Genomic DNA, 23,943 nt, shown 5'->3' with positions numbered 1-23,943 from the left:
TTACTGCTCCTTTTTCTGTTCCAGCGGTTTACGGGCAAAGTAGTAGAGCGAGAAGGCCAGGAGTGCGAATCCAATCACCGAAACCCAGTCGTTGTGAAGCGGGTTGGACTCCGGGAAACGCCAGATCGTCGTCTCCTTTAGATTCTCGTACAGTTTGACGCACACGCCCAGCAGACCCACGATACCGCCGGCAGCAATCAATCCTGACGCATACAGGGATCCCGGCGAGATCTCTTCGGAGGCCAGCTCATCGGCAGCAATCGGATGGGTTTCGCGGTGCTTCTCCAGCGCACGTTCCACCATCCATCGCATTACGCCGCCGACAAAGATCGCCAGCGTCGTTCCGATCGACAGATAGGCACCCACGGCAAAGGTCAGGGAGCGGACGCCGAGCAGCTCCACCACAATCACCAGCGCCACGCCAAGCATGACCAGTCCCCAGGCCAACTTGCGTGTCAGAATGCCATTGATGACGGTTGCCATCAAGCGTCCCTGCGGCGCTGCCGCCTTCTCGCTGCCGATGCCCTGTACCCACTGGATCTCCGCCTGCCCTGTCGCGGGGTTATAGAGATACTTGCCATCCTCCAGCACCGACGATCCGATGGCGTTCAGCAGAATGTAGCTGCGCATTCCTTCCATCGGCTGCTTCGATTGATGCCCCGCGGCATCGTGACTCATCACCTCGATATGCGTACGGGTGAAGTTGCCGTTGCTGGAAACTCCCTGCGGCAGCGCACCAAGATCCAGCACACGCGGCGTCGGCATCTTCTGAAAGGTTTCCAGGCCGGTGTTCATCGCATTCAGCGTCGCTCCGATGGAGAAGACTGAGACGACGACGCCGACCATGATCGCCACCTGCTGCTTCCACGGAGTCGCTCCAATCAGGAAGCCGGTCTTCAGATCCTGCGAGGTATCGCCCGCATTCGACGCTGCGATACAGACGATGCCGCCGACCGTAATCGCCAGGGCTCCGAAGGCGGGCGCTGTCCATCCCTTCACCAGGAAGATCGCCGCCGTCGCCATCAGGGTTGCAATGGTCATTCCGCTCACCGGACTCGCCGACGAGCCGACGATACCCACGATGCGCGAACTCACCGTTACGAAAAGAAATCCGAAGATGACGACCAGCACCGCGGCTGCGATATTCGCCAGCAGACCCACCTGCGCCCCCGGCACCGGCTTCATCTGCAGGAACAACACCATCAGCACCACCAGCGCCACCGATCCCAGCCCGACCCACTTCATCGGAATGTCATGTTCGACACGGCTGGCCTTCTCCTCGGCCGAGATCGTCGCCGACCCTCCTTTCTTCCGGAAGCCTGCGGTCAGAGCGTTGACAATGGTTGGAGCCGTCCGCAGCAGCGTAATCAGACCGCTGCATGCCACCGCCCCGGCGCCCATCGGACGAACATAGGTTCGCCACAGGTCCGAAGGAGACATCTGCATGATCGGCACCGTGCCGGGATAGAGCGGCCCCTGCAGATGTCCACCGAAGAAGACGATCGCCGGCATCAGCACCAGCCACGAAAAGACACCGCCGGCCAACATGATGGCCGCGACGCGAATGCCGATGATGTAGCCGACTCCGAGGTACTCCGGGGTTACATCGGCGCGAATTGCCGATCCGCGCAGCAGATGCTGCGGCCCATAGTCCGGCTGATAGTTCGGCGTTCCCGGAAACAAACCGAAGAGGTTCTCATTCTGGAAGAGCGTGTAGACACCGCCGAGGCCCAGGCCAAGGAAGATACGCGAAGCGAAGCTCCCGCCTTTCTCCCCCGCGATCAGCACATCGGCGCACGCCGTTCCTTCGGGATAGGTCAGCGTGCCGTGTTCTTCCACAATCAATTGCCGCCGCAGCGGAATCATGAACAGCACACCGATCCAACCGCCGAAGAGCGCCAGGGCAAAGATGCGCGCCGCCTCCAGATCGAAGCCAAGAAAGATCAGCGCGGGCAAGGTAAAGATCACACCCGAAGCAATCGACTGCCCAGCGTTTCCCGTCGCCTGCACGATATTGTTCTCGAGGATCGACGACCGTCCGAAAGCTCGCAGAATCGAGATCGAGAGCACCGAGATGGGGATCGAAGCCGCCACCGTGAGTCCTGCTTTTAAGCCGACATAGACTGTGACCGCGCCGAAGAGCACACCAAAAAGCGCGCCGATCAACAGGGCGCGCAGAGTGAGTTCAGGACGGGTTTCGTTTGCAGGAACAAAGGGACGGAAGTTGTCGAGAGCCATCGATGAGCAATCCTTATGTTGAGCAGGAGTGTATCAGCGAAGTCGATGGATCAATTCGGTCTATCCGATAGAGCTTGTAGTCCTTACTTCCTTCGTTTCAATAGCATCACCCGCGTCATCACTGCCTGCATCCCTGATGGTTCCTATCTTTCTCAAGATATTGACTGGCGTTACCGCACAACCTATGGGTATACTGCGACCAACTGGCGCAAGATGTAACCTCTTTCAACCTGCGCCGGCCAATCGAGGTGCGTCTTCAGTCAGGCTGCAGACATGAAGCTCGGTGTGGAACGGTGGCGCGCACGCGTCCGCTACCTGCGAAGTCACGTGCTTGGGCGAAGTGATGCGCCGCCCGGTCGAAACCTGGCCGACAGCCTTTCCACTGTCCTGTTTCCCTCCGATTGCCGCGTGTGCCGCGAACCCCTGCTGCGCGCCTCCCGCGTGCCGGTCTGCGATGCCTGTCGCGGACTCCTGGTTCCCCAGACAATTTCCATGTGCGCCCTGTGCGGAGAAGCCCTGGGCTTTGAGTCCATCCGGCTCGAAGACGCTCCCTTGTGCCGCGTCTGCCGCTTCTCTCCACCGCCCTTCGCTCAGGCCGTGGCCTTCGGAGAGTACACCGGGGCGCTGCGTGAAATGGTCGGGCTCTTCAAGTTCGAACGCGTGGCGGTGCTGTCACGCCTGCTGGGTGAAAAGCTCGCCGAAGAGGTTCGGCAGATGCCTGGCCTCTCCCGCAACGCTATCGTCGTGCCGGTGCCGCTCTTCCGCAACCGTTTGACGGAGCGCGGTTTCAATCAGTCGCTGCTTCTGGCCGAGCAGGTCGTTCGTGTGCTGAATCGCCGCTATAACTTCCGCCTGCGCATCGCCGATGCGCTGCACCGCGTGAAGTCGACTGAGAACCAGTACCTCCTCACGCCGCGCCAACGCCGGCAGAACCTTCGCGGCGCCTTTGCGGTCAAGGATAAAGCGGCTATCGCGGAAAAGGACATTCTTCTGATCGACGACATTTACACCACTGGCGCGACCGCGCGGGAGTGCGCACGCATTCTGCTGCGGGAAGGTGCAGCCAGCGTACGCATCGCCACTTTGGCGCGTACGCAGCGCGATGTAGCCGTGCCATGGACAGGATTGGTAAGACCCACGCAATCGATCGCGGGGACAGGGAGTTTGCAACAGAATCAGGGTTTGATCTAACGCAGCGGAGGAAACACACAAATGCACGGCAAGGCGCGCAAGCAGAAGTCACTGGCGAAGTGTCACACCATGCAACACGGTCTGGGGCCTGCACATGCCCCGGAACGCACACGGGGATCCTCGCCGCTGCAGACCCCTGTGCTGGTGCTCAACGCTTCGTATGAGCCGATCAACATCTGCGGTGCTCGCCGGGCTCTGGTGCTGGTGCTCAAGGGAGTCGCCCGCACCGAAGAGGCGCAGGGAACTGAGCTGCACTCCGCTCGCGTGAAGGTGGAGATGCCCTCGGTCATCCGCCTTCTGGAGTACCGCCGCATCCCGCACCAGACCCGAGCCCTCTCGCGCAAGAACATCCTTCTGCGCGATCGCAATACCTGTCAGTACTGCGGCATCGTGCTTACGGCAGGCGAACTCACGCTCGATCACGTCGTTCCGCGTTCTCGCGGCGGAGCCTCCACCTGGGAGAACCTGGTCGCATGCTGCCACACCTGCAACCGGAGGAAGGGAAACTCGCTGCTGCATGAGCTTACGGACATGAAGCTAGCACGTGAGCCCCGCCCCTTCAGCCTGCACACCAGCCGGCACATCATGCGCATGATCGGCTCCAGTGATGCCAACTGGCGCAAGTATCTGTATTACTAGGGCGCGTCTTGGCTCCCACAGGCACCAGCCGCCGTCCTTTGCTACAATTGCAGAGGTACGGCGGCTATAGTTCAGGGGTTAGAACGCGGGTCTGTGGCACCCGATGTCGAGGGTTCAAATCCCTCTAGCCGCCCCAAACACACCTTTTCGTTGCGCGTCTTGAGCGAATCGCCCATTCTTCCGCATACGCTTTACACAGGTAGCTCGGGCTGGGCCTATCCCACCTGGAAACCAGGCTTCTATCCCGCCAAGACTCCCGCAAAACAGTTCCTCCCCTACTACGGGACCCGTTGCAACTCCGTGGAAGTGAACTATACCTTTCGCGCGCTACCCACCAACGCCATGGTTGCTGGTTGGGTCGCCGCCGTGCCGGAGAAGTTCCGTTTCAGCTTCAAGGCACCGCAGACCATCACCCATATCAAGCGTCTGCGCGACTGCGGTCCGTTGGTCGATGCCTTCACCGGCTCCCTCGCGCACGCCTATGCCGCCAAAAAACTCGGCGTTTTGCTCTTTCAGCTTCCTCCGAACTTCAAGGCAGATCTCGACCGCCTCAACGCTTTTCTCGATCTGCCGACGTTGCGCGACTGTCGCGTTGCGTTTGAGTTCCGTCACGAGAGCTGGTTTACCGACGCCACCTACGATGCCCTGCGCAACCATAACGCGGCGCTCTGTGTCGCCGAGAGCGAAGACCTGGTCACACCAGAGGTGCATACCGCGGCCGATTTCACCTTCTTCCGCCTGCGCAACCCGGCACACTTCACCGCCGACGATCTGCCGCGTTACAAGGCTCACTTCACAGAGCTGACGCAGACGCGCGATGTCTTTGCCTACTTCAAGCACGAGGATGAACCGGCAGGCGTGCTGGCAGCCGCCTCGCTGCTGGAACAGGCGGCACCCCGGTGAGTCACAGCAGGCACTTCAAACCGCGCCGCTGGGTGCGGCACGGCGATCTGCAGACGCTAGTCGGCAACTTCCTCAAGCGTGATCCGCACCTGCCTTCGTCCGAGGCCGTCTACATTCAGACCGAGCCCGAGACTCAGATCCTGTGCCACTGCAACTGGCAGCCCTCTTCCGATGCGCCGCTGGCGATTCTGCTGCATGGCCTGGAAGGCTCCTCTGCTTCGCAGTACATGCGTGGCAATGCCTCCAAGCTATGGGCCGCTGGCTGGTCCGTCATCCGCATGAACATGCGCAACTGCGGCGGTACGGAGCACCTGACACCGACGCTCTATCACTCCGGCCTCTCCGTCGATGTGTTGGAGGTCATGCGCTGGGCTATCCGCACGTATGGCGCGCAACGTATCAGCCTGATCGGCTACTCGATGGGCGGCAACATCGTACTTAAGCTCGCCGGCGAGCTTGGTAGTTCCATGCCTGAGCTGCAGTCGGTCGTCGGCGTCTCGCCGGCCATCGATCTTGGTCCCTCGGCTGATCGTCTTCACCGGGGCCGCAACCGGGTCTATGAGTGGAAGTTCCTGCGTGGCCTGCTGGTGCGCTATCAGCGGAAGTGTGAGCTCTTTCCGCAGATCTACGATCCTTCACGCGCAAACAACGTTCGCTCGATCCGCGACTTCGATGAGCGCGTGATGACGCCCTACTGTGGCTTCACTGGCGCGGACGACTACTATCATCGCGCCGCAGCAGCTCGCGTACTTGATCGCATCGCTGTACCCGCGCTGATCCTGCACGCCGCTGACGACCCTTTCGTCCGCATTACATCGGAGACCCGCGCCGTCATGGCTGCAAACCCGAACGTCACCTTTCTCGAGACGGCGCACGGCGGTCACTGCGCCTTTCTTGCCGAGCCTGGTGAAAGTTACGATGGCTACTGGGCCGAGCACACAGCACTTGCCTTTCTGCAACAGCACGTGCACATCCCGCAGGAGGCACATGCTCGCTGAGTGGTCGACCGAGACCGGGCAGCACGATCCGGTACTCGTCCTTCCCTGGCAGGCCGAGGGTTCGGCTCATGCCTTTGTAGATCTGCGGGACGATCCGGATGCGCTGGACTCGATTCCCGAGGCCGACGACCACGCCGCTTTGCTGCACGCGTTGCGCTCGCTCAACGTCTCCCGCTCGCCCGTCTACACCGCCAAATGCGATGCCTGGGAGATGGACGAAGCTGAGCTCGATGGGCTGCGGATGGAGTTGTTGATCGACTCACCGGAAGACGCGCCGCAGGGCTTCGCCAGCTACATCGACGTCCTCTGGCGCGACCGTAACGCCTTCCTCTCGCCGCACAAGCTCACGCCGCTGCTCGACCGCCTGACACGTCTTGCCGGCAAGCTGGAGCACCCGACGGCCAAGCTCGAGTTCATCCTGCGCCCCGCCGTCACCGACTTCGGCATGGTTCAGGAAGGCTATGCCGTTTCTCTCTATGTAAAGGCTGTTGGCCAGGATGCGAACGATGCTTATCTGCACTGGGCGGACGCATTGAGCGACGTCGTAGTTCTGATGCGCAGCAAAGACGCGATCCCGTAAATCGGGGCTGAAAACCCACTGCTCCCACCAGAGCTAAGCTCTATTGGTAGAGCCGCCACCATTCAACTATTCAACAAAAATGGCACCATGGGCGCACTGCTGAATCTCACCCCGTGAGACGAATCCCCGACGTGGTCTCACCACTCCCCCGTTATACTTTTCTGGCAAACCCAGCCACGCCTTTCGCTGCGCTGAACCCTCTGGAGACCACAGACCCATGATGAATCGTCGTCACTTCCACAAGCTTTCCCTGAGTGCGGCCGCAATGCCGTTCCTCGGTGGCCTTGAAGCTGCTGTCGCCGCCCCGGCCCCATCCAATACCTTCTCCGTCATGCTGTGGACGCTGGACAACAAACTGAGCTTCGAACAGAAGCTCGAACTGGTGGCCTCCGCCGGCTATAGCTCTGTCGAGGTCGGCAATGAGTACGAGAAGTGGACCCCTGAAGAGTGGAAGACCAATCTTGCGGCTCTGAAGAAGTACAAGCTCGGCGTCGACTCTGCTGTCCCTGGCCGCAACTCCCTGGCCGATCAGAGCAAGCGCACCTTCCTGCACGATGACCTGGTCAAAGCCATCCCCGGCGCAAAAGAGCTGGGTTGCAAACAGTTCATCTATACAGCCTTCAAGCGTGTCCCCGGCCAGACACCGGAGCAGCAGCGCGCCGCCATCGTCGACACGCTGAAGTACGCTGCCGACGTCCTCGAAAAGGACCAGATCGAGATCGTGCTCGAACCCATCGACCTGCTGGAGCACAAGGAAGAAGCGGTGGTCAGCGTGAGCGAAGCCTTCGCCATCTGCCGTGAGGTCAACAGTCCGCGCATCAAGGTGTTGTACGACTTCTACCACGAGCAGCGGCAGGCCGGTAACTTGATTGAGAAGCTCGACGGCAACATCGACCTGGTCGGTCTGGTGCACGTAGCCGATGTCCCCGGACGCCACGAGCCCGGCACCGGCGAGATGAACTACACCAACATCTACCGCAAGCTGGCGGAGCTGAAGTACAACCGCGTCATCTGCATGGAATTCCGCGCCACCGGCGACTGGGTCAAGACCCTGAAGACCGCCCGCGAAGAAGCCATCGCTGCCCTGAAGTCGTAACGCAAAACCCATCCACGCCGACTATGAGGCGATGCGTGGGTGGGTTTTCTCTTGTATTCCTGTGTATAGAAGGGCACCCTGCTCGCATACAATCAAAGCAGGCGGGCGAGTAGCTCAATTGGATAGAGCACGAGCCTTCTAAGCTCGGGGTTGCAGGTTCGATCCCTGCCTCGCCTACCACGACGCCCTTCCGCCCTCCTCCCCAGTAGGCCAAGTACACTTTCAGGAAGTGCTACTTTCCCGGGGCAGATGCGAGAGTAGGCTTTGGCAACTCAATGCGAATGTGATTGCCATAATCGAGAGCCAGAAAGCCGCTAACTGATCCAATTGCGTCGTTATAGCAAATTTGAGGATCTCTTTGCGTAGTGATTCCGGTCTTCATGTCTAAGTCTGCGCAAGAATATTCCAGCCGGATCTCGACCTCTGCCTTATCTTTTGCGGGGATAAAGAAGGCGTGGTCAAGCTTTCCGTTTAGCTCTGAGAGAGCCTGTGTCTTGGTATCTCGCTTGAACAGTTTCACATCTTCTGGAACGGTAAGGTCGCGCCCTGTCGTATTTGCCAGTACGAAACCTAAGGTGAATCCAGACGGTGTTATTTCCCTTCGTGCATCGTCGATAGTAAACGTTTGCGTTGCCCTCGAATCGACCGCTTTGATTGCGGTCGTATCCAGCTGTTTTGGCCTATTTGACAGCCAAGAAATGACTCCTCCTGCAAGGAACATCGTTATAGCCGCCGCAATCCCGAAGGTCGCACCGAAGATCGTTGTCTTCTTCCACTCAATTGACACGGGAAGCCCCACATGATTGCAAGAGTTCCGTTAACGCGTCCGAGCCCCACCGGTTTCGTTCTTCGGCAAGTTCATCCCACCGTCTATACATGTTCTCTACAGATGACAACGTAGCAAACGGGCTAGCTAAGTTTTGATACATCCCCAATGGGGGACGAGGAGTATTCTCCCTTCCGACGCGGAATGATAAAACCTCATCGATGAGTATTCGTTCCACTTTAACGATCGTCTTTTGCACTTCATCAAGCTGAGAGAGATTGATCCCTTTCCATACAGTCCCATCACGCTCAAAGCTATCAGCCGCATGTGCGATGAATTTGTTGCGCAAGTCGTTGAAGTCACGAATCGATGGCGAAGAGAGCCAATGTTCGAGTTCCTTGAAGAAACTTTCAGAAATCACGTCGCTACGGCTGCGCTTGTCAGCAGATACGCCAGACAATCTATCGAACGTCTCATGAAGGTGAAGAGCCATGATCCATTTGCCATTACCCGGGGCATGCAGGCCGAAGATTGTTGTCATAGGGTCGTCCTGATCTGCGTGCTTGACCCAAGCAGCCGGATCGTAGGGAGTACCATCTCCAGAAACGTATACTTCACGGGTTATTTTCTTGCGATGGTGCCTCACATCTTTCAGTAAGCGAAATAGTGAAATTACATTGTTGCCTTTATCGAGGAGACGGAGGATTGCGAGTATTTGAGTTGCAATGAAGCCGCTATCTAGGAGAAACGAAAGAGCTCCATTTTGAGATGCCAATGGAATTCTTTGGTCCGTTCTAGCGCTAGCCACCGTGCGATACACCAAGTCGTTGAAGAGCATTAAGTGAATTTGATGCTGGACACTATGAGGTTCCTCCGGTGCGGATTCGTACCACTTCATCCACTTGCTCCACAGTTCGCGGAAGGAATAAAGGTTTGGCTTATCGACGACATCACATTCGTTGACTGGAATGTTGAACCGGTGCGCAGAAATACGTATGGCATCTACGGGAGTAGTTGTCATGAAAAGCCTCTATTGGCCGCCACCATAGTAAGGACGGGAACTGTGGGATGAGCTATAAGATCCGCGAGAGCCGCGGGCCCAGGCTGGCATAGTGATCGGAGAGATTCCGAGCAGGCAGGTAGAAAAGAGGTGCAGACGCTTCATGTGCTTCCTAAAGTGAGAATTTGGGTGTGAGAACGGTACCTCCTTCCGTGGAAGGAGGGTAGTGCACTGGTGAAAATTTGTCGCCTCTGTCGGTACTTTAACGTAAGATTGTAAGCCACATGCGCCGCACCACTGCTGCCCAGTTCATCGCTAGCCTAGACTCCCGAGCGATGCCTCGGTATTCGTTCGGTGAAGCTGCGTCGATTCTGGGACTTCCGGAATCGACCATTAGAGCTTGGTTTGTCGGCATGCCGTATGGCACCAAGAACTCTCGAAAGATGTTCAGTCCGATCCTTCATCCAGCAGGCAAAGAACGACTTTCCTTCTATGACATCGCGTCGGCACACGTCCTTATGGCCTTCAAGTCAAAAGGGGTGCCTCAATCGGACATCCGTGAAATCGTAGATGGACTTCGCCGCGAATATCCAAATGCCGCATATCCCTTGCTCGGGCGAGAGTTCTCCTTGTTCGGTCGCGATGTCGTGCTTAAGAATGTCGCCGAACGTCTGAACCTCTCCAAAAGCAGACAACTTGGGATTAAAGCCGTGATGGACAAATTTCTGGCACGTATCGAGCTTGACGCTAACCTTATGCCTGTCAGGTTCAGCCCACTCCGCACACATCGTGAGCGCGGGAAGTCTTACATCGTTGTGGATCCTGAGCTTGCCTATGGGCGACCCACGATCAAAGGTACTGGTATTCCTGCAGAGATCATTGCTAAGAGAAAGGGAAGCGGCGAATCGGAGGCACGCCTAGCCAAGGATTACCGCATACCACTGCGTGCCGTCCAAGAAGCGGTCAAACATTTCCCGCAGCGTAAAGCAGCCTAGATACCGATATTTCACAGACCGGAATCTTGGTTCGTACTTCTTCCCCGAACAGCTACGTAAGGCGGGGATAGATTTGGTCGTGCACGATGACATCTATGGGCCTACAGAGCGGGACCCCTGGATTTTCTACGAATGCGGGATCAAAGGTTTGGTCGTCATAACGAGCGACATTGAGTTTAGGAAGTCGTTCCCCCACATGGCTGCGATCACAATCGCACAAACCAGCGTGGTTGCCTTCACCAACAACCATTACAAATCAAATGTTCGTGGCGCAGCTTTCATTAAAGCGTTGCCAACGATTGAGCGAACCCTAGGAAACCACAAGCGTAAAAACATAATTGCTGTCGTGGGTACCAATGGTGCTTTTCGCCTGTGTGAAGAGTCACCCTTACCTTCACGGAAGAGCTGTGACGCTAGAGACTGGGATAGTTTTGAACGAGTATGCAAGGAAGCAGGAAGACTTTTTCTCACACCAAAGCACTAATCCCAAGGGCTCGTTAATCTTGATTGGCATGAAGGTACAGGCGAGCAAAAAGCGGCAATCCTCTATGTTCAACAATTGTGAGATATTCTCTTGATCGGTGTGGCAGCTTGGGTGATGCGGGCGCTCCGCTGTTTACCTACCGGTCGGCGTTTTCAGCCACTCTTCCAGTTGCCCGGTCAGGCGCAGTGCGCTGATCTGTGCTTCGCGAAGCTGCCGGTCGGCATCCAGAAGATCAAGGTATTTCTGCCGTTCCTGAATGAGCGCATTTTGCTCATCTTTCGGAGATGGCGGAGCGGCGCCATTGCCGGATCCGTTATTCAATTGAATCCGTAGCGCGTCAAGCTGTTGTCCGGCAATCTCACGCTCCAGCGCAGCGATCTCGCTTTTTGCGTTCAGCTCCGCGAGTGTGTTAATTGTCTTCACGCGTCCTTCCAGGAAATCAAGCTTCACACGATCCGCGTCGGACTGCGCGTGTAATGCGTCGGCCAGTGATTCCTTTGCCTTGGCACGTAGCTGAAGTTGGAAGATAGGGAGGTCCACCACCGTTCCCACGGTGAAGTTATCTGTGCGGAACGAACCGGGTTTGTAATAGTCCTGATAGTTATTGAACGTCGCGTAGCGGTCGTATTGAAAATTAAAACTGACACGTGGACGATATAGCTTTCTTGCATCTCCAAATGCAACCTGGAATTTTGACCGCGCGTTGACGTACGCCGCCTGAATTGCCGGCATGTATTCACTATCGCTCCTTAGTTTCGGAGCCGGAGGTGACGGAATGCTACCGGAAACGATGGAGAGGCCTTCAGCCGGCAGTCCTGTCAGATTCGCAAGGTGTGTACGCTGAAAGGCGATATCCGCTTCAGAGTGCAGCGTGGCGAGGGTGATTTGAGCCTGGGCCAGTCGGGACTTTGTCAGCTCCATCCGATTGTCCTGACCGGCATCCATACGCGAACGCACAATCTCCACAAGATGCACTGCAAATCCCTGTTCCTGTTTCAATGCCTCAAGCCGCTGCAGGTCGTGATCTAGCACGACGCATGTGCGGGCAGCATCTTCCGCTACGGCCTGGCGCGCATCTGCTAATGCAAGATTGGCCGCCTCCAACCCCATTCGCGCTGCGTCGATGTACTTTTTCTGGGCGAGATCAAAGACCAGCGATTGCAGGTTGAAGTTATAGAGTGTCGGTTGACCGACAGGGAAGCCGTAGGAATAACCCAGCCCTGAACCGGCGTTCAACACCGGAATGAAGACCACGCGCGATTCCGAAAGAACAGCCGTTGCCTTGGCTGCATCCGCTTCGGCCATCTTAACCCGCGGGCTATTGCGAAGCGCCAGGTCGATCGCAGAGGCGAACGAGAGCTGTGCTTCAAGCTTCGCTGATGCAAGCAGCGTGCATGCGAATAGCAGAGGCAGGGGATAGAGAAGAAAACGGACGGCCTTCATAGGACACTCTTCTGAAATCCTGTCGATACTTACCACTTAGAGCATCTTCCCTGTTGCCGGGTATCCCGAAAGGAGTGCGGCGGCGTTTTCATTGCGGAAAACGCCCATGGATGCGCAAGCCCTACTCTTCACCTGCAGGGAGATGCTCCATGGTACAGATTCGTCATCGCGAAAGTTTGACTCTAAAAGAGTTCACCTCACCACTTCCCGCGTGAAAGAATACCCACAGGCGAAGCAGATCTGAGATCTTTTCAGCACCTGCCATATCCCCCAAGGAGATTTCTCTGTGGCTCAGCATGCCTGCAAACACTTTGCGCATCTGCATCCGGTAACGCCTTCCGCAAAAGGCTGTGAAGAGTGCCTGAAGATGGGCAGCTCCTGGGTGCACCTGAGAATGTGCCTGATCTGCGGGCATGTGGGCTGCTGCGATTCTTCCCCGAACAAGCATGCCACCAAGCACTTTCACGACACCAAGCATCCCATCATGCGCTCGGTCGAACCCGGCGAGAGTTGGGCATGGTGCTTTGTGGATGAGGTTGTCGAAGAGCTGCCACAGTAGAGCAGGTTCCCTGTGGGTCTGGCGTGGGGCTTTCGCATCCATGGGCGTTTTCCGCAATGAAAACGCCGCTGCACGCCCTTTCCGGGATACCCAGCAACAGGGAAAGTGCTCTAACTGCGGCGTATCGGCATCAGTCCAGATCGAAGTCCCGCAGCGGCTTCTCCGTCAGTGGAGTCTCTTTGGCCTTCTTCACGGCCTCGGCGAACTTCTTGGCGAGAAGATCTTCCTTGTTCTTCTCTGCTTCCACTGACTGGCGGAAGAGCGAGTCCCGGCGGTCGTCCTGTTCTTTCAAGGCGGCTGAGGCCTGGGACAGGCTCTCAAAGGTGCGTTTCTTCGGCGCAGAGGTATGGCTGATGATCTGCTGCGTGACGGGATCGATCTTCAGGATCGCACCACAGTCTGGACACAACACTTCAAACCCTTGCTCGACCTTCGACTTCGCCATGGAGAGGATTGCAGTACGGGATGGCTCAGGCCGTCCCGTAACTTCCTGGCACTCGCGACCTAACGGCGCGAGCCAGCCAACTCGGCCAGAGCTTCGATCAGCAGTGGATGATCGTTCAACGACTCCGGACGTGACAGTGCGATGCCGATCTCTTTCGCGAACTGCTGGAAGTTGATGTCGATGTCGTAGAGCACCTCGACGTGATCGCAGACAAAGCCAATGGGGTGCAGCACGACCTCGCCGTAGCCCATGTCTTTCAAGGCGCGGAGGGAATCTTCCACCGTGGGTCCGAGCCATGGGCCTCCGCTGACACCCTGCGATTGGAAAGCGAAGTACCAGTCTTCGGTGCCGGTCTTTTCTGCAACCAGAGCAGCGGTGTTCTTCGCTTCATCGGAATAGGGATCCGGATTTTCACCCTGTACCGTTCGGCATGGGACGGAGTGCGCTGTAAACAGGACTGCCCGCTTGCTGTTAGCGTCGATCGATACCTGAGGAACACGCGTATGCAGCAGGCGATCGGCGAAGGCATCAATCAGCTTCGGGCGGTTGTGCCAGCCTTCGACGAAATCGATCTGGATCGCGGGATTCTCGCCCAAAGCCTTCATCAGGTCGCGTTTGTAGAGACCGATGGAGGTACGCGAGTTCTGTGGGGCCAGGCAGAGGACGCGTGCCGAAGTGACGCCGTCCATCTTCATCTGTTCGATCACAGGAGCGATCAGCGGCTTCCAGTTGCGCATGGCAAAGTAAACTGGCTCGCTGATCTTTGTGCGCAGCAGCTCTGCCTGTTTCATGGTCCAGCGGGTGAGGTGCGGCGGTTCAGGGCCGGGTTCTTCGCGAAGGCCGATCTCGGCGTAGCGGTGCTGCAGCTCTTCGACGACGTGGTCGGGAACACCGCGACCAGAGGTAACGAGGTCGAGGTAGGCTTTCATCTCGCCGAGAGTGTCCGGCGTGCCGTGAGCGAGCAGAAGAATCGCGTGCATCGCTTTTTATTTTAGTGCGCCCGCGCCCTAGAGCTGGAACTGCTTGACCCACTCGGCGACAGCGATGACGTTTTCGACTGGTGTACCGGGGACGATGCCGTGTCCGAGGTTGAAGATGTGGCCGGGTTGGCCGGCATTGCGGCGAAGAATCTCTTCGGTGCGCTGCTTGAGAATATCCTGCGGCGCAAACAGCGTGATGGGATCGAGGTTTCCCTGCAAAGCAACGTTGTTGCCTAAGAGCGTACGGGCTTCGTCAACGGGAATGCGCCAGTCGAGACCGAGGACATCAGCTCCGGTCTGTTTCATGTGTGGCAGCAGCGTGGCCGAGTCGACGCCGAAGTAGATAACGGGAACGCCCATGGCCTGGACTGCCTGTACCAGGCGCGTTGTGGACGGGAGTACGTACTCGCAATAGTCGGAGACGGAGAGTGCTCCTGCCCAGGAGTCGAAGATCTGGATGACATCCGCGCCGGCTTCCACCTGCTGCTTCGCATAGGGCATCAGGATAGTGACGAGCTTGTCCATCAGCAGGTCCCATGCGCCGCGATCGCTGTACATCAGCTTCTTGGCCTCGATGTAGTTGCGCGAGCCGCCGCCTTCGATCATGTAGCTGGCCAGCGTAAAGGGAGCGCCGATAAAGCCGATGATGCCGAGCTCATCGCCATCCGGACGCGGAGCGGCGAAGTGGGCGCAGACCTTCTCGATCGCGCGGGCGACATATTGGAGATCTTCGGCGCGGTCGGTGCGCAGGGCTGCGATCTGCTCGGCGGAGCGAATGGGCGTGTGTACGACCGGGCCCTCGCCGTTGACGAACTCGAAGTCCAGGCCCATCGGGGTGAGCGGCAGAAGCAGGTCCGCGAAGATGATGGCGGCATCGACACCCAGGCGCTCGGCCGCGGTGATGGTGACCTCTGCGGCAATCTCGGGCGTGCGGCAGATCTCAAGCAACGAGTGATGCTTGCGTACGGCCATGTACTCCGGCATATAGCGGCCGGCCTGGCGAAGGAACCAGACGGGTGTGCGATCAACGGACTGACGGAGGCAGGCTCTTACAAAACGGCTGGACATGCAGCTTTGATTCTACGTGGAAGGTAGTTGAATGGTTGAATCGTTGAATAGGCCGACAATCTGTCGCATGGTTCAGACCTCGGCCAGGATGGCCCCGGCGAGCCACGAGAAACGCATCGCGTTCGACTCTAGCGAAGCGGGACGAGAATGAGGACACCGTCACGTTGCATAACCGGTGTGTAGTGCTTGCGAATGATCTCAAGCATCTCCGGAGTGAACCGATTGGCATCGGTATCGGCTTTGGTGAGATCGATCGATTTGTTCAGTTGCACGGCGGCGAATTGCCGGCTTTCGAGCTGCCTGTAGAGCGGTGACGGATCGAGTTTGCTCAGCTGAATGAAGCGTGTCGCATTGAACGGGTCGTAGAGATAGGGCTTGCCCGCTTCGGCGCAGAGCAGCAGCGATTCACAGATGGCAGGGCCAGGTGTTTGCTGCAACAGAGTGAGCGATTCGCGATATGTCTGTTGTTGCTGTCGAAGATGCCTAAGATCCCGAATCGGAAGACTGGTTTCGTTGGTAATGAAGAGCGGCAGCAGTGGCCAGAGAGCGATGGCCATCGGGAGATAGGTCAATGGCGGCGCAGCCTCGCGCACTTCATCGAGGAAGATGCCAATCAACAACACCATGGCCAGCACCGTGTCGAAGAGGGAATTGGTAGCGACACCGACTCCGCCGGCAAAGAAGAGATTCAACGCCAGTGCACATGTGAACCAGATTCCGGTGATGCGGAGTGCAGGGTATCGGCGCGAACGCCATGCCGTTATACCGGCGAGGACGACGAGAGGAATCAGCGGACCAAGGGTGCCGATGCCGTTGTCAAAGGCATGATGCAGGGAGTATCCGCGGCCCGCGAGCAGGTTAGTGAGAAATGCCGAGCCTGCGAAGTGCTGGTTGATCCACAGCGAAAACACAGTAGCTGGTATTGCCGTGCCGAGGAAGAGAGTTAATCCACGCCAGCGGCGCGCCAGCAGAAGATCCAGCGTGACCGCCAGAGGAATGTCGATGAGATTGTGCTTGATGTTTCCGGCTAAGACAAAGAGCAACGCCATGAAGACAATCGCCGCTGGACGTTCGCGAAAGCGCAGATAGAGATAGAGTGCCGCGAGAAAGAAAGGTGTGGCAAAGAGCTGCGGGTCGTATTGTCCGATATAGCTGGGGGCGGAGGCGCAGACAACGCTGATGGTGAGCAGCGCGGTGAAGGCGGCGGCATAGCGCGATCCCGCGAGATGCCTCACCATAGCGCCCAGAAGAAGCGCGGAGCAGACCAGGCCGACGATGGACAAGGCACGGCCTGTATAGAGCAGATCGCCGGTCAGGTGCGAGAGCCACGCAGAGATATAAAACGACAGCGCGGGATAGTTAACCGTGTGCCATCCGAAGCGCTCAGCATAGAGCGGCTGATGTAGCAGGACGGTACGGGCGTTATAGAGATTCCAGCCCTCGTTGTATCCCACTTCAAGCTGCATACCGGAACGCATCACCGGAACAAACGCGGTGTAAGCGGCAACCAGAACTGCTGCGAGAAGCTGCTTGTGAGAACGCTGCATCCTTACGGAGTGTAGCTGGAGAGGCTTACCGCGCGGCGCGTTTGTGGTGTCTCCCAGGTAAATATCTGGGTCATAGCGTAGTTCCACACAGAACCGATAGCGATGCCGGCGAGTGCAGCTAACGCCCATGGTGTTTGCGAGAGGTGGAGGCGGTTGGCGTAGGAGACAGAGAAGATTGCGCCCAGACCGCAGAGCATAAGGAAGCGCAGGTAGCCGGTCCAGGCGCGGTGTCCGCGCAGGCGGCTCTGCTGCAGCGCGTTATTGACTGCGAAGTTGGTGCTCATCGCGGCGATGGCGGCAACTGCCTGTGAGGTGAGAAAGCTCGCGTGCAGACCGAGATACATAGCTGATAGAAGGGCAAAGTGAACCAGCAGGCCGCTGGCGCCGGTGAGCGCGAAGAGCGTTAAGCGCGGGCAGAGATGTCCGCCGGTGAGTTTGTTCACAATGAGGAATAGATACTCGATGGCGACGTGGAACGAGAGCTTGGACTGGCCATGCATGCGCGTGCGGAAGCGATAGCCAATTTCGCCGATGCGCGGCTTGCAATCGCTGGAGGCCAGCAGATCAAGCAGTATCTTGAAGCCGCCGGTCTGTAAACGGGGAGCGGCGGAGCGGAAGAAGTCGTCCCGCACCAGGAAGAAACCGCTCATCGGATCGGAGACCTCACATTGGCAGACGGAGCGCGAAAGCTGTGCGCTTAGCTGGCTGACGCGGACACGGACGCGTGCGAAGTTTCCCATGCTGCCGCCGTGGGCGTTACGTGTTCCGACGACCAGGTCAAGATGCTCGCGCTGCATCTTCTCGATCATGCGGGGGAGGGCAGATTCATCGTGCTGCATGTCCGCGTCCATTACCGCAAGCATTGGTGCGGTGGATGCCATCATGCCTTCGATCACGGCCGAGGAGAGACCGCGACGGCCGATGCGATGGATAAGGCGGATACGGCTGTCCTGACGAGCAAGTTGGCGAACCACATCCGCAGTGCCGTCCGGCGAGTTGTCGTCCACGACGATGATCTCGTGCGGCATGTTGCCCAGGACTGTCTGCGTGCGGCGGATCGCTTCGACGATATTGGCGCGCTCGTTGTAAGTCGGCAGAATCACCGCAAGTTCAACGGCGTTTGATGTTTGTTGCAAATCGAGTTGGACAGCAAAATCGCTCATGCTTCAGGTCCTGGCAGGATTCGCGCTTTAGAATGCGTGACCCGCTGTACCTGTTTTTGTTGCGAAGCAAACGGAATTGATTACATTCCATGCCTCATTTGTCGTTGGGAGCGCGCTCTATATCCCACCCAGTTACCGCGGCAGATTTATTCCATTCTTCAATCATCAAATTCTTCAATTCCCTGGAGCATTTTCCCTGTGGAAGTAGAGTAGGGCTTTCGTATCTATGGGCGTTTTCCGCAATGAAAACGCCGCTGCACACCTCTTCCGGGATACCCAGCAACAGGGAAAAATGCTCTAGTGCATCTGGAACCGGATGGCCGTTCCAATCTCCGTGGACTGCGGCTTGCCGTTGACCATGCCAGGACGGAAGCGGTACTGAAGCACCGCAGCGACAGCGGCTTCGTCCAGGCCGAGACCAGCGGGCTGGGCGACCTGCGGTTTGCTGACCGAGCCGTCGGCATTGACGGTGAAGCGGACGATGACGACGGCGGCATATTTCAGCCTCCGGGCGGCGGGCGTGAAGTCGGGGTTGGCGCCGGAGAGCAGGGTCGGTTGAGTGCTGCTGCCGGAGGCTGTCTGGTTCTGATCTTGTCCGGAGAAGGTGCCCAGGGAGACATAGTGCTTCAGGTCGGGGCCGCGCAGGCGAGAGGCTTCCGGCAGGGGAGGCTCGTTCTGGCCGAAGAACTGCGTGGCCGCTGTCTGCCAGTAGACGGGCAGGCGGGGAGCGAGGTCGTTGACGCTGTCGGCGAAGATGGCGTCGAGGGCGGCGGTGTAGTCGCCGGACGATGGCGGACTGATGTGGAACTGAAGGGGTTCGGCTGCTGCGTGATCGTTCGGTGTGTCAGCCAGGGTAATGGGCACCCAGCGGACGGCTCCGCGGGCTTTGGCGTCGATCTCCAACCCCATGCGGTGCGCTTCGATCTGGAGACCGTTTTTGAGCAGCTTGATGCGATCTACCTTGACTCCGGCGAGGGCGAAGGGGAGCTCCGGGTAGTCGTTCAGCGGGCGACCGTCGGCGGTGAACCAGAGGTTCGCGCCCTGCCAGCAGCCGCGCAGCAGGAACTGCCGGCCGGCGAGGCGCTTTGTGAGGGCGGCCTCGGTGGACTGGCCCAGGGCGGAGGAGACCGACAGGGAGAACCAGGCAAGCAGAGCGAGGGAGAGGGAGAAAAAGCGCCGCATGGGGGCAAGGGTACCGGATAGCGATGGGCGGAACAATGCTTCCGGGTGGAGGCTTCCGGTATGGAGGGTTTTGGAGGGGATTTTTTCAGGCTTGTGCATTTCCCTGTAGGTGTTGAGTAGGGTCTCTGCAGCTATGGGCATTTTCCGCAATGAAAACACCCTGCACCGGCTATTCCGTAACAGGGAAATTGCTCTAGACTGAAGTTGGCTCTGTGAGGAGTACCTCCGTTGACTCCTCCCTGAAAGTGAGCTACTGTTAAATCTCGCGCAGTTCTGCGCCTTTTTGAGGCGAGAACTCCGCCGTGGATCCACCTGGGGCAGCCTGGGGTGAATGGGCAGAAAGAGCCGTTTGATCGGCGATGAGGCCCGACTCCTGGTAGCGTCCGCTTGACGGACAAGGACCCCGAAAGCACCCACTGCATTGAGCGCAAGTCCACCTGGCAGGTCCGGGCGCATTTTTCTTGCCCCGTTTTGGCCGTGTGGAAGCGAAATTTTAGTCGTTTTCGTAGGATTTTGGTTTCAGGAGAAGCAGCAATGTCGACGTTTGTGCCCGGCGCAAAGGACATCAATCGCAAGTGGTTCGTGGTGGACGCGACCGACAAGACCCTTGGACGTCTTGCCAGCAGCGCGGCGAACATTCTTACCGGCAAGAACAGCCCGAAGTACACCCCGTACATCGATACGGGTGATCACGTCATCGTGATCAACGCGGAGAAGATTAAGCTGACCGGTCTGAAGAGCCAGCAGAAGATCTATCGCCGCTACACTGGGTTCCCCGGCGGTCTGCGTGAGGAAGCGTTCGACAAGCTGTTGGCGCGCAAGCCCGAGGCGATCGTCGAAGAGGCGATCAAGGGCATGCTGCCCAAGTCGAAGCTGGGCCGTCAGATGGCGACCAAGCTGAAGGTTTACCGCGGAGATAAGCATCCGCATCTGGCCCAGCAGCCTGAGGCTGTTGAGCTGACTGCATAACGGTAGAGGATTCGAGAGGATTATGGCGGATTTGGTTCAGTACTATGGCACGGGTCGCCGCAAGTCGGCGATCGCGCGTGTGTTTTTGCGCCCGGGATCGGGCGAGTTCACGGTCAACGGCAAGCCCCGTGAGGTCTACTTTGTGACCGAGCAGCAGCGTGCTTCGGCGAAGCGTACCTTGCAGACCGCTCAGGTCGAGGGTCAGTTCGACGTGGTGACGACGGTTGCCGGCGGCGGCGTTGCCGCTCAGGCCGATGCCGTGAAGATGGGCATTGCCCGCGCCCTGCTCGAGGTGAATCCCGAGCTGCGTAAGACCCTGAAGGCCGACGGCCTGCTGACCCGTGACGCCCGCGCCAAGGAGCGTAAGAAGTACGGTCAGAAGGGCGCCCGCAAGCGCTTCCAGTTCAGCAAGCGCTAGTCGCTGGCTTCTGGTTTTGGTTCGACCCGGCGGCGGCTTCGGCTGCCGCCGGCAAGTAGTTAAATTTCCCACGAACGGGATCAATCGGCCGCTCTGTTGTACCGGCTCGATGACCTGATGAAGGAGCCTCAATGGCAACGATTACGATGAAGGAGCTGCTCGAAGCAGGTGTACACTTCGGGCACCAGACCAAGCGTTGGAACCCGAAGATGAAGGAGTACATCTTTGGCGAGCGTAACGGCATTTACATCATTGACCTGCAGAAGACCTTGAAGATGTTCAAGGAAGCTGCGAAGTTTGTCACAGACATGACGTCTTCGGGCAAGACCGTTCTGTTCGTCGGCACCAAGCGCCAGGCGCAGGACGCCATCGCTGAGGAAGCCGAGCGCGCCGGTATGCCGTTCATCAACAACCGCTGGCTTGGCGGTCTGCTGACGAACTGGGTTACGGTGCAGAAGTCGGTCAAGCGTCTGCAGGAGCTGGACGAGATGTCGACCGATGGCCGTTATGAGCTGATGACGAAGAAGGAAGTCATCCGCCTGGAGCGCGAGCGCAAGCACCTGCATGCCAATCTCCGTGGCATCAAGAACATGCGTCGCCTGCCGGATGCGATCTTCATCGTCGACTCGAACAACGAAGCTATTGCCGTCTCTGAGGCCCGCAAGCTGGGCATCCCGGTAGTAGCCGTTGTCGACACGAACTGCGACCCCACCGTGGTTGACTACGTCATCCCCGGCAACGATGACGCTCTGCGCGCCATCCGTCTGTTTACCACCAAGATCGCCGACGCAGCCCACGAGGGCGTGCAGATGGTTGGCGACAAGGCGTTTGCCGACGAGTACCAGGATGTGACCCCGGTTCAGACCGAGTCGCACTTCCTCCCTGACGACGGCGAAGAGGGCGATGTCGTAGTTGCTGCTCCGGAAGCTGCGGCTGAAGAAGAAGAGACCGTCGATCTGGAAGCTGCCCTGGGTGGCGGCATCCGCAAGACGGAGAGCGAGACCGAGGTTACCGCCGAAGCCGGCGCCTAAGCAGATCACGAACTTTCACAAGGGAGCGTGGCTGCCGGTTCATTGGCAACCACGCTCTTTTTGTATGCCTGCCGCGTAACCGGATATTGATGTGCGCGGGATGGCAGATCAACGAAGATTTGAACGGAAAAGAAGGGAAATGGAACATGGCGACTGAGACTGCAAAGATCGACGCAAAGCTGGTAAAGGAACTCCGCGAGAAGAGCGGCGCTCCCATGGGCGACTGCCTGAAGGCGCTGCAGGAGGCCAAGGGCGATATGGAAGAGGCATTTGTCGTGCTGCGTAAGCGCGGCATGGCTTCCGCGGCCAAGAAGGCTTCGCGCTCGACCAACGAGGGCCTGGTGGGCAGCTACATCCACGCCGGCGGAAAGATCGGCGTTCTGCTGGAGCTGAACTGCGAGTCCGACTTCGTTGCCCTTACCACCGACTTCCAGGAACTGCTGAAGGACATCGCGATGCACATCGCTGCAACCGATCCTCGCTACGTCGGCAAGGAAGAGGTTACGGCTGAGGACATCGAGCGTGAGAAGGAAGTCTACCGCGCTCAGGCTGCCGCCAGCGGCAAGCCGGCCAACATCATCGAGAAGATGCTCGAGGGCAAGATGTCCAAATTCTACGAGGAGGTCTGCCTGCTGGAGCAGCCCTTCATCAAGGAACAGTCGCTGACTATCGCGCAGCTTATCGCGCAGAAGATCGGCAAGCTTGGCGAGAATATCTCGGTTCGCCGCTTTGCCCGCTTCAAGATCGGCGAGTCCAACTGGACCGTCGCGACCACCAAGCTCGCCGCTTCGACAGAGGAAGCACAGGCATAAGTCTGCGCTTCAACTCTGCACCAGACGAGGCCCGGCGACAGCCGGGCCTTTTACTTTGCCGCCAACGCGATTCGCGCGGAGGTGGTGACTCAGCCTTGTTCCCGCGCTTGCTCGGCGCGGAGATCAGACAGAAAGGAGAGCAGCAATGCAGTTGGTAGACAACATCCCGGTATGGGGAAAGCATGAAGAGAACACGCTGGAGCAGGCAAAGGTCTGTGCCCGCCACGCGGACTATATGGCCCTGATGGCCGATGGACATCTTGGTTACGGCGTGCCAATTGGCGGAGTGATCGCAAGCGAGGGTCGCATCAGCCCTACGGCTGTCGGGTTCGATATCGCGTGCGGAAACAAGGCCGTGCGCCTGGATATTCCGGGCAGTGAAGTGCGGCAGAACATCACGCGCATCATGGACGACGTGTGGAATACGCTCTCCTTCGGTGTCGGTCGCAGGAACAACGAAGACGTGGACCATGCGATCTTCGCGAAGGACGGCCATCCCGGCTGGGATACCGATGCCGCGAAGCCTCTGAAGCGTAAGGCCCAGGCGCAGTTGGGTACCATCGGCAGCGGCAACCACTACGTCGATCTGTTTGTCGACGAGCAGGACCGCGCTTGGGTTGGTGTGCACTTCGGCTCGCGTGGCCTGGGCCACGGCATTGCGACGTGGTTCCTGAAGGCCGCAGGCGCGAAGGACGGCATGATGGTTGATCCTGTCTTCCTGGACGTGACCAGCGACCTGGGAGCGCAGTATGTCGCCGCCATGCAGTTGGGCGGAGCCTATGCCTACGCGGGGCGTGACTGGGTGTGCGATCGTGTGGCGCGTCTGCTGGGTGCGAGTGTGGTGGAAGAGGTGCATAACCACCATAACTTCGCCTGGCTGGAAGAGCACGGGGGCAAGCAGATGTGGGTCTGCCGTAAGGGCGCCACGCCTGCGTTTCCGGGGCAGAAGGGCTTTGTCGGCGGCACGATGGGAGAGCGGTCGGTGATTCTGGAGGGTGTGGACTCTCCAGACTCTAAGACTGCGCTGTACTCCACGGTGCACGGCGCGGGCCGAGTGATGGGCCGTAAGCAGGCGGCAGGTGTGTACGACCGCAAGACCGGGGAGTGTAAGCGTCCCGGGCTGGTGACGCTGCAGATGATGCAGGAGTGGCTGCAGGCATCAGGTGTAGTGCTGCGTGGCGGTGGGCTGGATGAGAGCCCGCACTGCTACAAGCGTCTGCACGAGGTGATCGCGGAACATGGCGACACGGTGCGTGTGCTGCATACGCTCACTCCGCTGGGCGTGGCCATGGCGGGAGCCAACGAGTTCGATCCGTATAAGGATTGAACAACAAGAAGGCCCGGCGAAAGCCGGGCCTTCTTGTTGAACCAACCCATACACTGGGTGCCCAGCTGCGCTCGAACAACCCACCCATTACTGCGCAATGGATGGGGCA

At 58.4% G+C, this 23,943-nt stretch carries 24 protein-coding genes and 2 tRNA genes; 16 read left to right on the top strand and 10 right to left on the bottom strand.

Annotated elements, in window-relative coordinates:
* On the bottom strand, window positions 1–2,238 hold the full coding sequence (locus tag AB4Y89_RS11440) for an OPT family oligopeptide transporter (protein WP_442301054.1): 2,238 nt from the start codon (window positions 2,236–2,238) through the stop codon (window positions 1–3).
* Between the two features lie 273 nt (window positions 2,239–2,511).
* Between AB4Y89_RS11440 and AB4Y89_RS11435 the strand changes: the two genes are divergently transcribed.
* The 8 genes from AB4Y89_RS11435 (at window position 2,512) to AB4Y89_RS11400 (ending at window position 7,825) form a co-directional block, all read left to right on the top strand.
* Window positions 2,512–3,429 carry a ComF family protein gene (locus AB4Y89_RS11435; protein ID WP_442301053.1) on the top strand — a complete coding sequence of 306 codons (918 nt, stop codon included), beginning with the start codon at window positions 2,512–2,514 and terminating at the stop codon, window positions 3,427–3,429.
* Between the two features lie 69 nt (window positions 3,430–3,498).
* Window positions 3,499–4,068 carry an HNH endonuclease gene (locus AB4Y89_RS11430; protein WP_246153736.1) on the top strand — a complete coding sequence of 190 codons (570 nt, stop codon included), beginning with the start codon at window positions 3,499–3,501 and terminating at the stop codon, window positions 4,066–4,068.
* A gap of 60 nt (window positions 4,069–4,128) precedes the next feature.
* Window positions 4,129–4,204 (top strand) — tRNA-His (locus AB4Y89_RS11425).
* 23 nt (window positions 4,205–4,227) lie between these two features.
* Entirely contained in the window at window positions 4,228–4,971 is a 744-nt protein-coding gene (locus AB4Y89_RS11420) for a DUF72 domain-containing protein (RefSeq protein ID WP_442301052.1), read from the top strand.
* The gene (locus AB4Y89_RS11415; RefSeq protein WP_442301051.1) at window positions 4,968–5,969 is read left to right on the top strand and encodes a YheT family hydrolase; all 1,002 of its coding nucleotides are present in this window, start codon (window positions 4,968–4,970) and stop codon (window positions 5,967–5,969) included. The genes AB4Y89_RS11420 and AB4Y89_RS11415 overlap by 4 nt, the downstream gene beginning before the upstream one ends.
* The gene (locus tag AB4Y89_RS11410; RefSeq protein ID WP_442301050.1) at window positions 5,959–6,549 is read left to right on the top strand and encodes a hypothetical protein; all 591 of its coding nucleotides are present in this window, start codon (window positions 5,959–5,961) and stop codon (window positions 6,547–6,549) included. The genes AB4Y89_RS11415 and AB4Y89_RS11410 overlap by 11 nt, the downstream gene beginning before the upstream one ends.
* Window positions 6,550–6,766: 217 nt before the next feature.
* Entirely contained in the window at window positions 6,767–7,645 is an 879-nt protein-coding gene (locus AB4Y89_RS11405; RefSeq protein ID WP_442301049.1) for a TIM barrel protein, read from the top strand.
* Between the two features lie 103 nt (window positions 7,646–7,748).
* Window positions 7,749–7,825, top strand: a tRNA-Arg gene (locus tag AB4Y89_RS11400).
* A gap of 52 nt (window positions 7,826–7,877) precedes the next feature.
* Here the strand turns inward: AB4Y89_RS11400 and AB4Y89_RS11395 are convergent.
* A complete protein-coding gene (locus AB4Y89_RS11395) occupies window positions 7,878–8,432 on the bottom strand; it encodes a hypothetical protein (RefSeq protein WP_442301048.1) in 555 nt (184 codons plus the stop codon).
* Window positions 8,422–9,432, bottom strand: a complete 1,011-nt coding sequence (locus tag AB4Y89_RS11390) for a hypothetical protein (protein WP_442301047.1) — start codon at window positions 9,430–9,432, stop codon at window positions 8,422–8,424. Before AB4Y89_RS11390 ends, AB4Y89_RS11395 begins: the two co-directional genes overlap by 11 nt.
* A 263-nt stretch (window positions 9,433–9,695) precedes the next feature.
* On the opposite strand from AB4Y89_RS11390, the gene AB4Y89_RS11385 reads away from it, so the two are divergent.
* Complete coding sequence (locus tag AB4Y89_RS11385) at window positions 9,696–10,406, top strand: DUF433 domain-containing protein (protein WP_442301046.1); 711 nt, start codon at window positions 9,696–9,698, stop codon at window positions 10,404–10,406.
* 196 nt (window positions 10,407–10,602) lie between these two features.
* Window positions 10,603–10,890, top strand: a complete 288-nt coding sequence (locus AB4Y89_RS11380) for a hypothetical protein (RefSeq protein WP_442301045.1) — start codon at window positions 10,603–10,605, stop codon at window positions 10,888–10,890.
* A gap of 132 nt (window positions 10,891–11,022) precedes the next feature.
* Here the strand turns inward: AB4Y89_RS11380 and AB4Y89_RS11375 are convergent, their stop codons facing one another.
* Window positions 11,023–12,333 carry a TolC family protein gene (locus tag AB4Y89_RS11375; protein ID WP_442301044.1) on the bottom strand — a complete coding sequence of 437 codons (1,311 nt, stop codon included), beginning with the start codon at window positions 12,331–12,333 and terminating at the stop codon, window positions 11,023–11,025.
* 286 nt (window positions 12,334–12,619) lie between these two features.
* Here AB4Y89_RS11375 and AB4Y89_RS11370 point away from each other — a divergent pair, with 286 nt between their 5' ends.
* On the top strand, window positions 12,620–12,892 hold the full coding sequence (locus tag AB4Y89_RS11370; RefSeq protein WP_442301043.1) for a ubiquitin carboxyl-terminal hydrolase 14: 273 nt from the start codon (window positions 12,620–12,622) through the stop codon (window positions 12,890–12,892).
* A 130-nt stretch (window positions 12,893–13,022) separates the two neighbouring features.
* On the opposite strand, the gene AB4Y89_RS11365 is transcribed toward AB4Y89_RS11370, so the two are convergent.
* From AB4Y89_RS11365 to AB4Y89_RS11340, 6 genes are all read right to left on the bottom strand, one after another.
* The gene (locus AB4Y89_RS11365) at window positions 13,023–13,337 is read right to left on the bottom strand and encodes a hypothetical protein (protein ID WP_263419651.1); all 315 of its coding nucleotides are present in this window, start codon (window positions 13,335–13,337) and stop codon (window positions 13,023–13,025) included.
* Window positions 13,338–13,396: 59 nt separating this feature from the next.
* Window positions 13,397–14,317: a ferrochelatase gene (hemH, locus tag AB4Y89_RS11360; protein WP_442301042.1), complete on the bottom strand. Its 921-nt coding sequence runs from the start codon at window positions 14,315–14,317 to the stop codon at window positions 13,397–13,399.
* Window positions 14,318–14,344: 27 nt separating this feature from the next.
* Window positions 14,345–15,385: a uroporphyrinogen decarboxylase gene (gene hemE, locus AB4Y89_RS11355; protein ID WP_442301041.1), complete on the bottom strand. Its 1,041-nt coding sequence runs from the start codon at window positions 15,383–15,385 to the stop codon at window positions 14,345–14,347.
* A gap of 128 nt (window positions 15,386–15,513) precedes the next feature.
* Window positions 15,514–16,932: an ArnT family glycosyltransferase gene (locus tag AB4Y89_RS11350; RefSeq protein WP_442301040.1), complete on the bottom strand. Its 1,419-nt coding sequence runs from the start codon at window positions 16,930–16,932 to the stop codon at window positions 15,514–15,516.
* A 2-nt stretch (window positions 16,933–16,934) separates the two neighbouring features.
* A complete protein-coding gene (locus AB4Y89_RS11345; RefSeq protein WP_442301039.1) occupies window positions 16,935–18,095 on the bottom strand; it encodes a glycosyltransferase family 2 protein in 1,161 nt (386 codons plus the stop codon).
* 297 nt (window positions 18,096–18,392) lie between these two features.
* Window positions 18,393–19,277 (bottom strand): energy transducer TonB, encoded by an 885-nt coding sequence (locus tag AB4Y89_RS11340; protein ID WP_442301038.1) that lies wholly within the window; start codon window positions 19,275–19,277, stop codon window positions 18,393–18,395.
* A 534-nt stretch (window positions 19,278–19,811) separates the two neighbouring features.
* On the opposite strand from AB4Y89_RS11340, the gene rplM reads away from it, so the two are divergent.
* The 5 genes from rplM to AB4Y89_RS11315 all read left to right on the top strand — a co-directional run bounded on the left by rplM (window position 19,812) and on the right by AB4Y89_RS11315 (window position 23,834).
* A complete protein-coding gene (gene rplM / locus AB4Y89_RS11335) occupies window positions 19,812–20,246 on the top strand; it encodes a 50S ribosomal protein L13 (protein WP_147646925.1) in 435 nt (144 codons plus the stop codon).
* Window positions 20,247–20,268: 22 nt separating this feature from the next.
* A complete protein-coding gene (gene rpsI / locus AB4Y89_RS11330; RefSeq protein WP_442301037.1) occupies window positions 20,269–20,664 on the top strand; it encodes a 30S ribosomal protein S9 in 396 nt (131 codons plus the stop codon).
* A gap of 131 nt (window positions 20,665–20,795) precedes the next feature.
* Complete coding sequence (rpsB, locus tag AB4Y89_RS11325) at window positions 20,796–21,695, top strand: 30S ribosomal protein S2 (protein WP_442301036.1); 900 nt, start codon at window positions 20,796–20,798, stop codon at window positions 21,693–21,695.
* A gap of 146 nt (window positions 21,696–21,841) precedes the next feature.
* The gene (gene tsf, locus AB4Y89_RS11320) at window positions 21,842–22,507 is read left to right on the top strand and encodes a translation elongation factor Ts (RefSeq protein WP_442301035.1); all 666 of its coding nucleotides are present in this window, start codon (window positions 21,842–21,844) and stop codon (window positions 22,505–22,507) included.
* A 145-nt stretch (window positions 22,508–22,652) separates the two neighbouring features.
* On the top strand, window positions 22,653–23,834 hold the full coding sequence (locus tag AB4Y89_RS11315; protein WP_442301034.1) for an RtcB family protein: 1,182 nt from the start codon (window positions 22,653–22,655) through the stop codon (window positions 23,832–23,834).
* The last annotated feature ends 109 nt before the right edge of the window (window positions 23,835–23,943 follow it).

Origin of the sequence: Terriglobus sp. 2YAB30_2, from assembly GCF_052114765.1 — a bacterium.
Classification (GTDB): domain Bacteria; phylum Acidobacteriota; class Terriglobia; order Terriglobales; family Acidobacteriaceae; genus Terriglobus.
Note: the sequence above shows the minus strand (reverse complement) of the source record. Positions and strands in the feature narration are given on the sequence as shown.

Coding starts and splice junctions, on each gene's coding strand:
- AB4Y89_RS11440 (WP_442301054.1), bottom strand. CDS start 2,238: ATGGCTCTCGACAACTTCCGTCCCTTTGTTCCTGCAAACGAAACCCGT.
- AB4Y89_RS11435 (WP_442301053.1), top strand. CDS start 2,512: ATGAAGCTCGGTGTGGAACGGTGGCGCGCACGCGTCCGCTACCTGCGA.
- AB4Y89_RS11430 (WP_246153736.1), top strand. CDS start 3,499: ATGCAACACGGTCTGGGGCCTGCACATGCCCCGGAACGCACACGGGGA.
- AB4Y89_RS11410 (WP_442301050.1), top strand. CDS start 5,959: ATGCTCGCTGAGTGGTCGACCGAGACCGGGCAGCACGATCCGGTACTC.
- AB4Y89_RS11405 (WP_442301049.1), top strand. CDS start 6,767: ATGATGAATCGTCGTCACTTCCACAAGCTTTCCCTGAGTGCGGCCGCA.
- AB4Y89_RS11390 (WP_442301047.1), bottom strand. CDS start 9,432: ATGACAACTACTCCCGTAGATGCCATACGTATTTCTGCGCACCGGTTC.
- AB4Y89_RS11385 (WP_442301046.1), top strand. CDS start 9,696: ATGCGCCGCACCACTGCTGCCCAGTTCATCGCTAGCCTAGACTCCCGA.
- AB4Y89_RS11380 (WP_442301045.1), top strand. CDS start 10,603: ATGGCTGCGATCACAATCGCACAAACCAGCGTGGTTGCCTTCACCAAC.
- AB4Y89_RS11375 (WP_442301044.1), bottom strand. CDS start 12,333: ATGAAGGCCGTCCGTTTTCTTCTCTATCCCCTGCCTCTGCTATTCGCA.
- AB4Y89_RS11365 (WP_263419651.1), bottom strand. CDS start 13,337: ATGGCGAAGTCGAAGGTCGAGCAAGGGTTTGAAGTGTTGTGTCCAGAC.
- hemH (WP_442301042.1), bottom strand. CDS start 14,317: ATGCACGCGATTCTTCTGCTCGCTCACGGCACGCCGGACACTCTCGGC.
- hemE (WP_442301041.1), bottom strand. CDS start 15,385: ATGTCCAGCCGTTTTGTAAGAGCCTGCCTCCGTCAGTCCGTTGATCGC.
- AB4Y89_RS11350 (WP_442301040.1), bottom strand. CDS start 16,932: ATGCAGCGTTCTCACAAGCAGCTTCTCGCAGCAGTTCTGGTTGCCGCT.
- AB4Y89_RS11345 (WP_442301039.1), bottom strand. CDS start 18,095: ATGAGCGATTTTGCTGTCCAACTCGATTTGCAACAAACATCAAACGCC.
- AB4Y89_RS11340 (WP_442301038.1), bottom strand. CDS start 19,277: ATGCGGCGCTTTTTCTCCCTCTCCCTCGCTCTGCTTGCCTGGTTCTCC.
- rplM (WP_147646925.1), top strand. CDS start 19,812: ATGTCGACGTTTGTGCCCGGCGCAAAGGACATCAATCGCAAGTGGTTC.
- rpsI (WP_442301037.1), top strand. CDS start 20,269: ATGGCGGATTTGGTTCAGTACTATGGCACGGGTCGCCGCAAGTCGGCG.
- rpsB (WP_442301036.1), top strand. CDS start 20,796: ATGGCAACGATTACGATGAAGGAGCTGCTCGAAGCAGGTGTACACTTC.
- tsf (WP_442301035.1), top strand. CDS start 21,842: ATGGCGACTGAGACTGCAAAGATCGACGCAAAGCTGGTAAAGGAACTC.
- AB4Y89_RS11315 (WP_442301034.1), top strand. CDS start 22,653: ATGCAGTTGGTAGACAACATCCCGGTATGGGGAAAGCATGAAGAGAAC.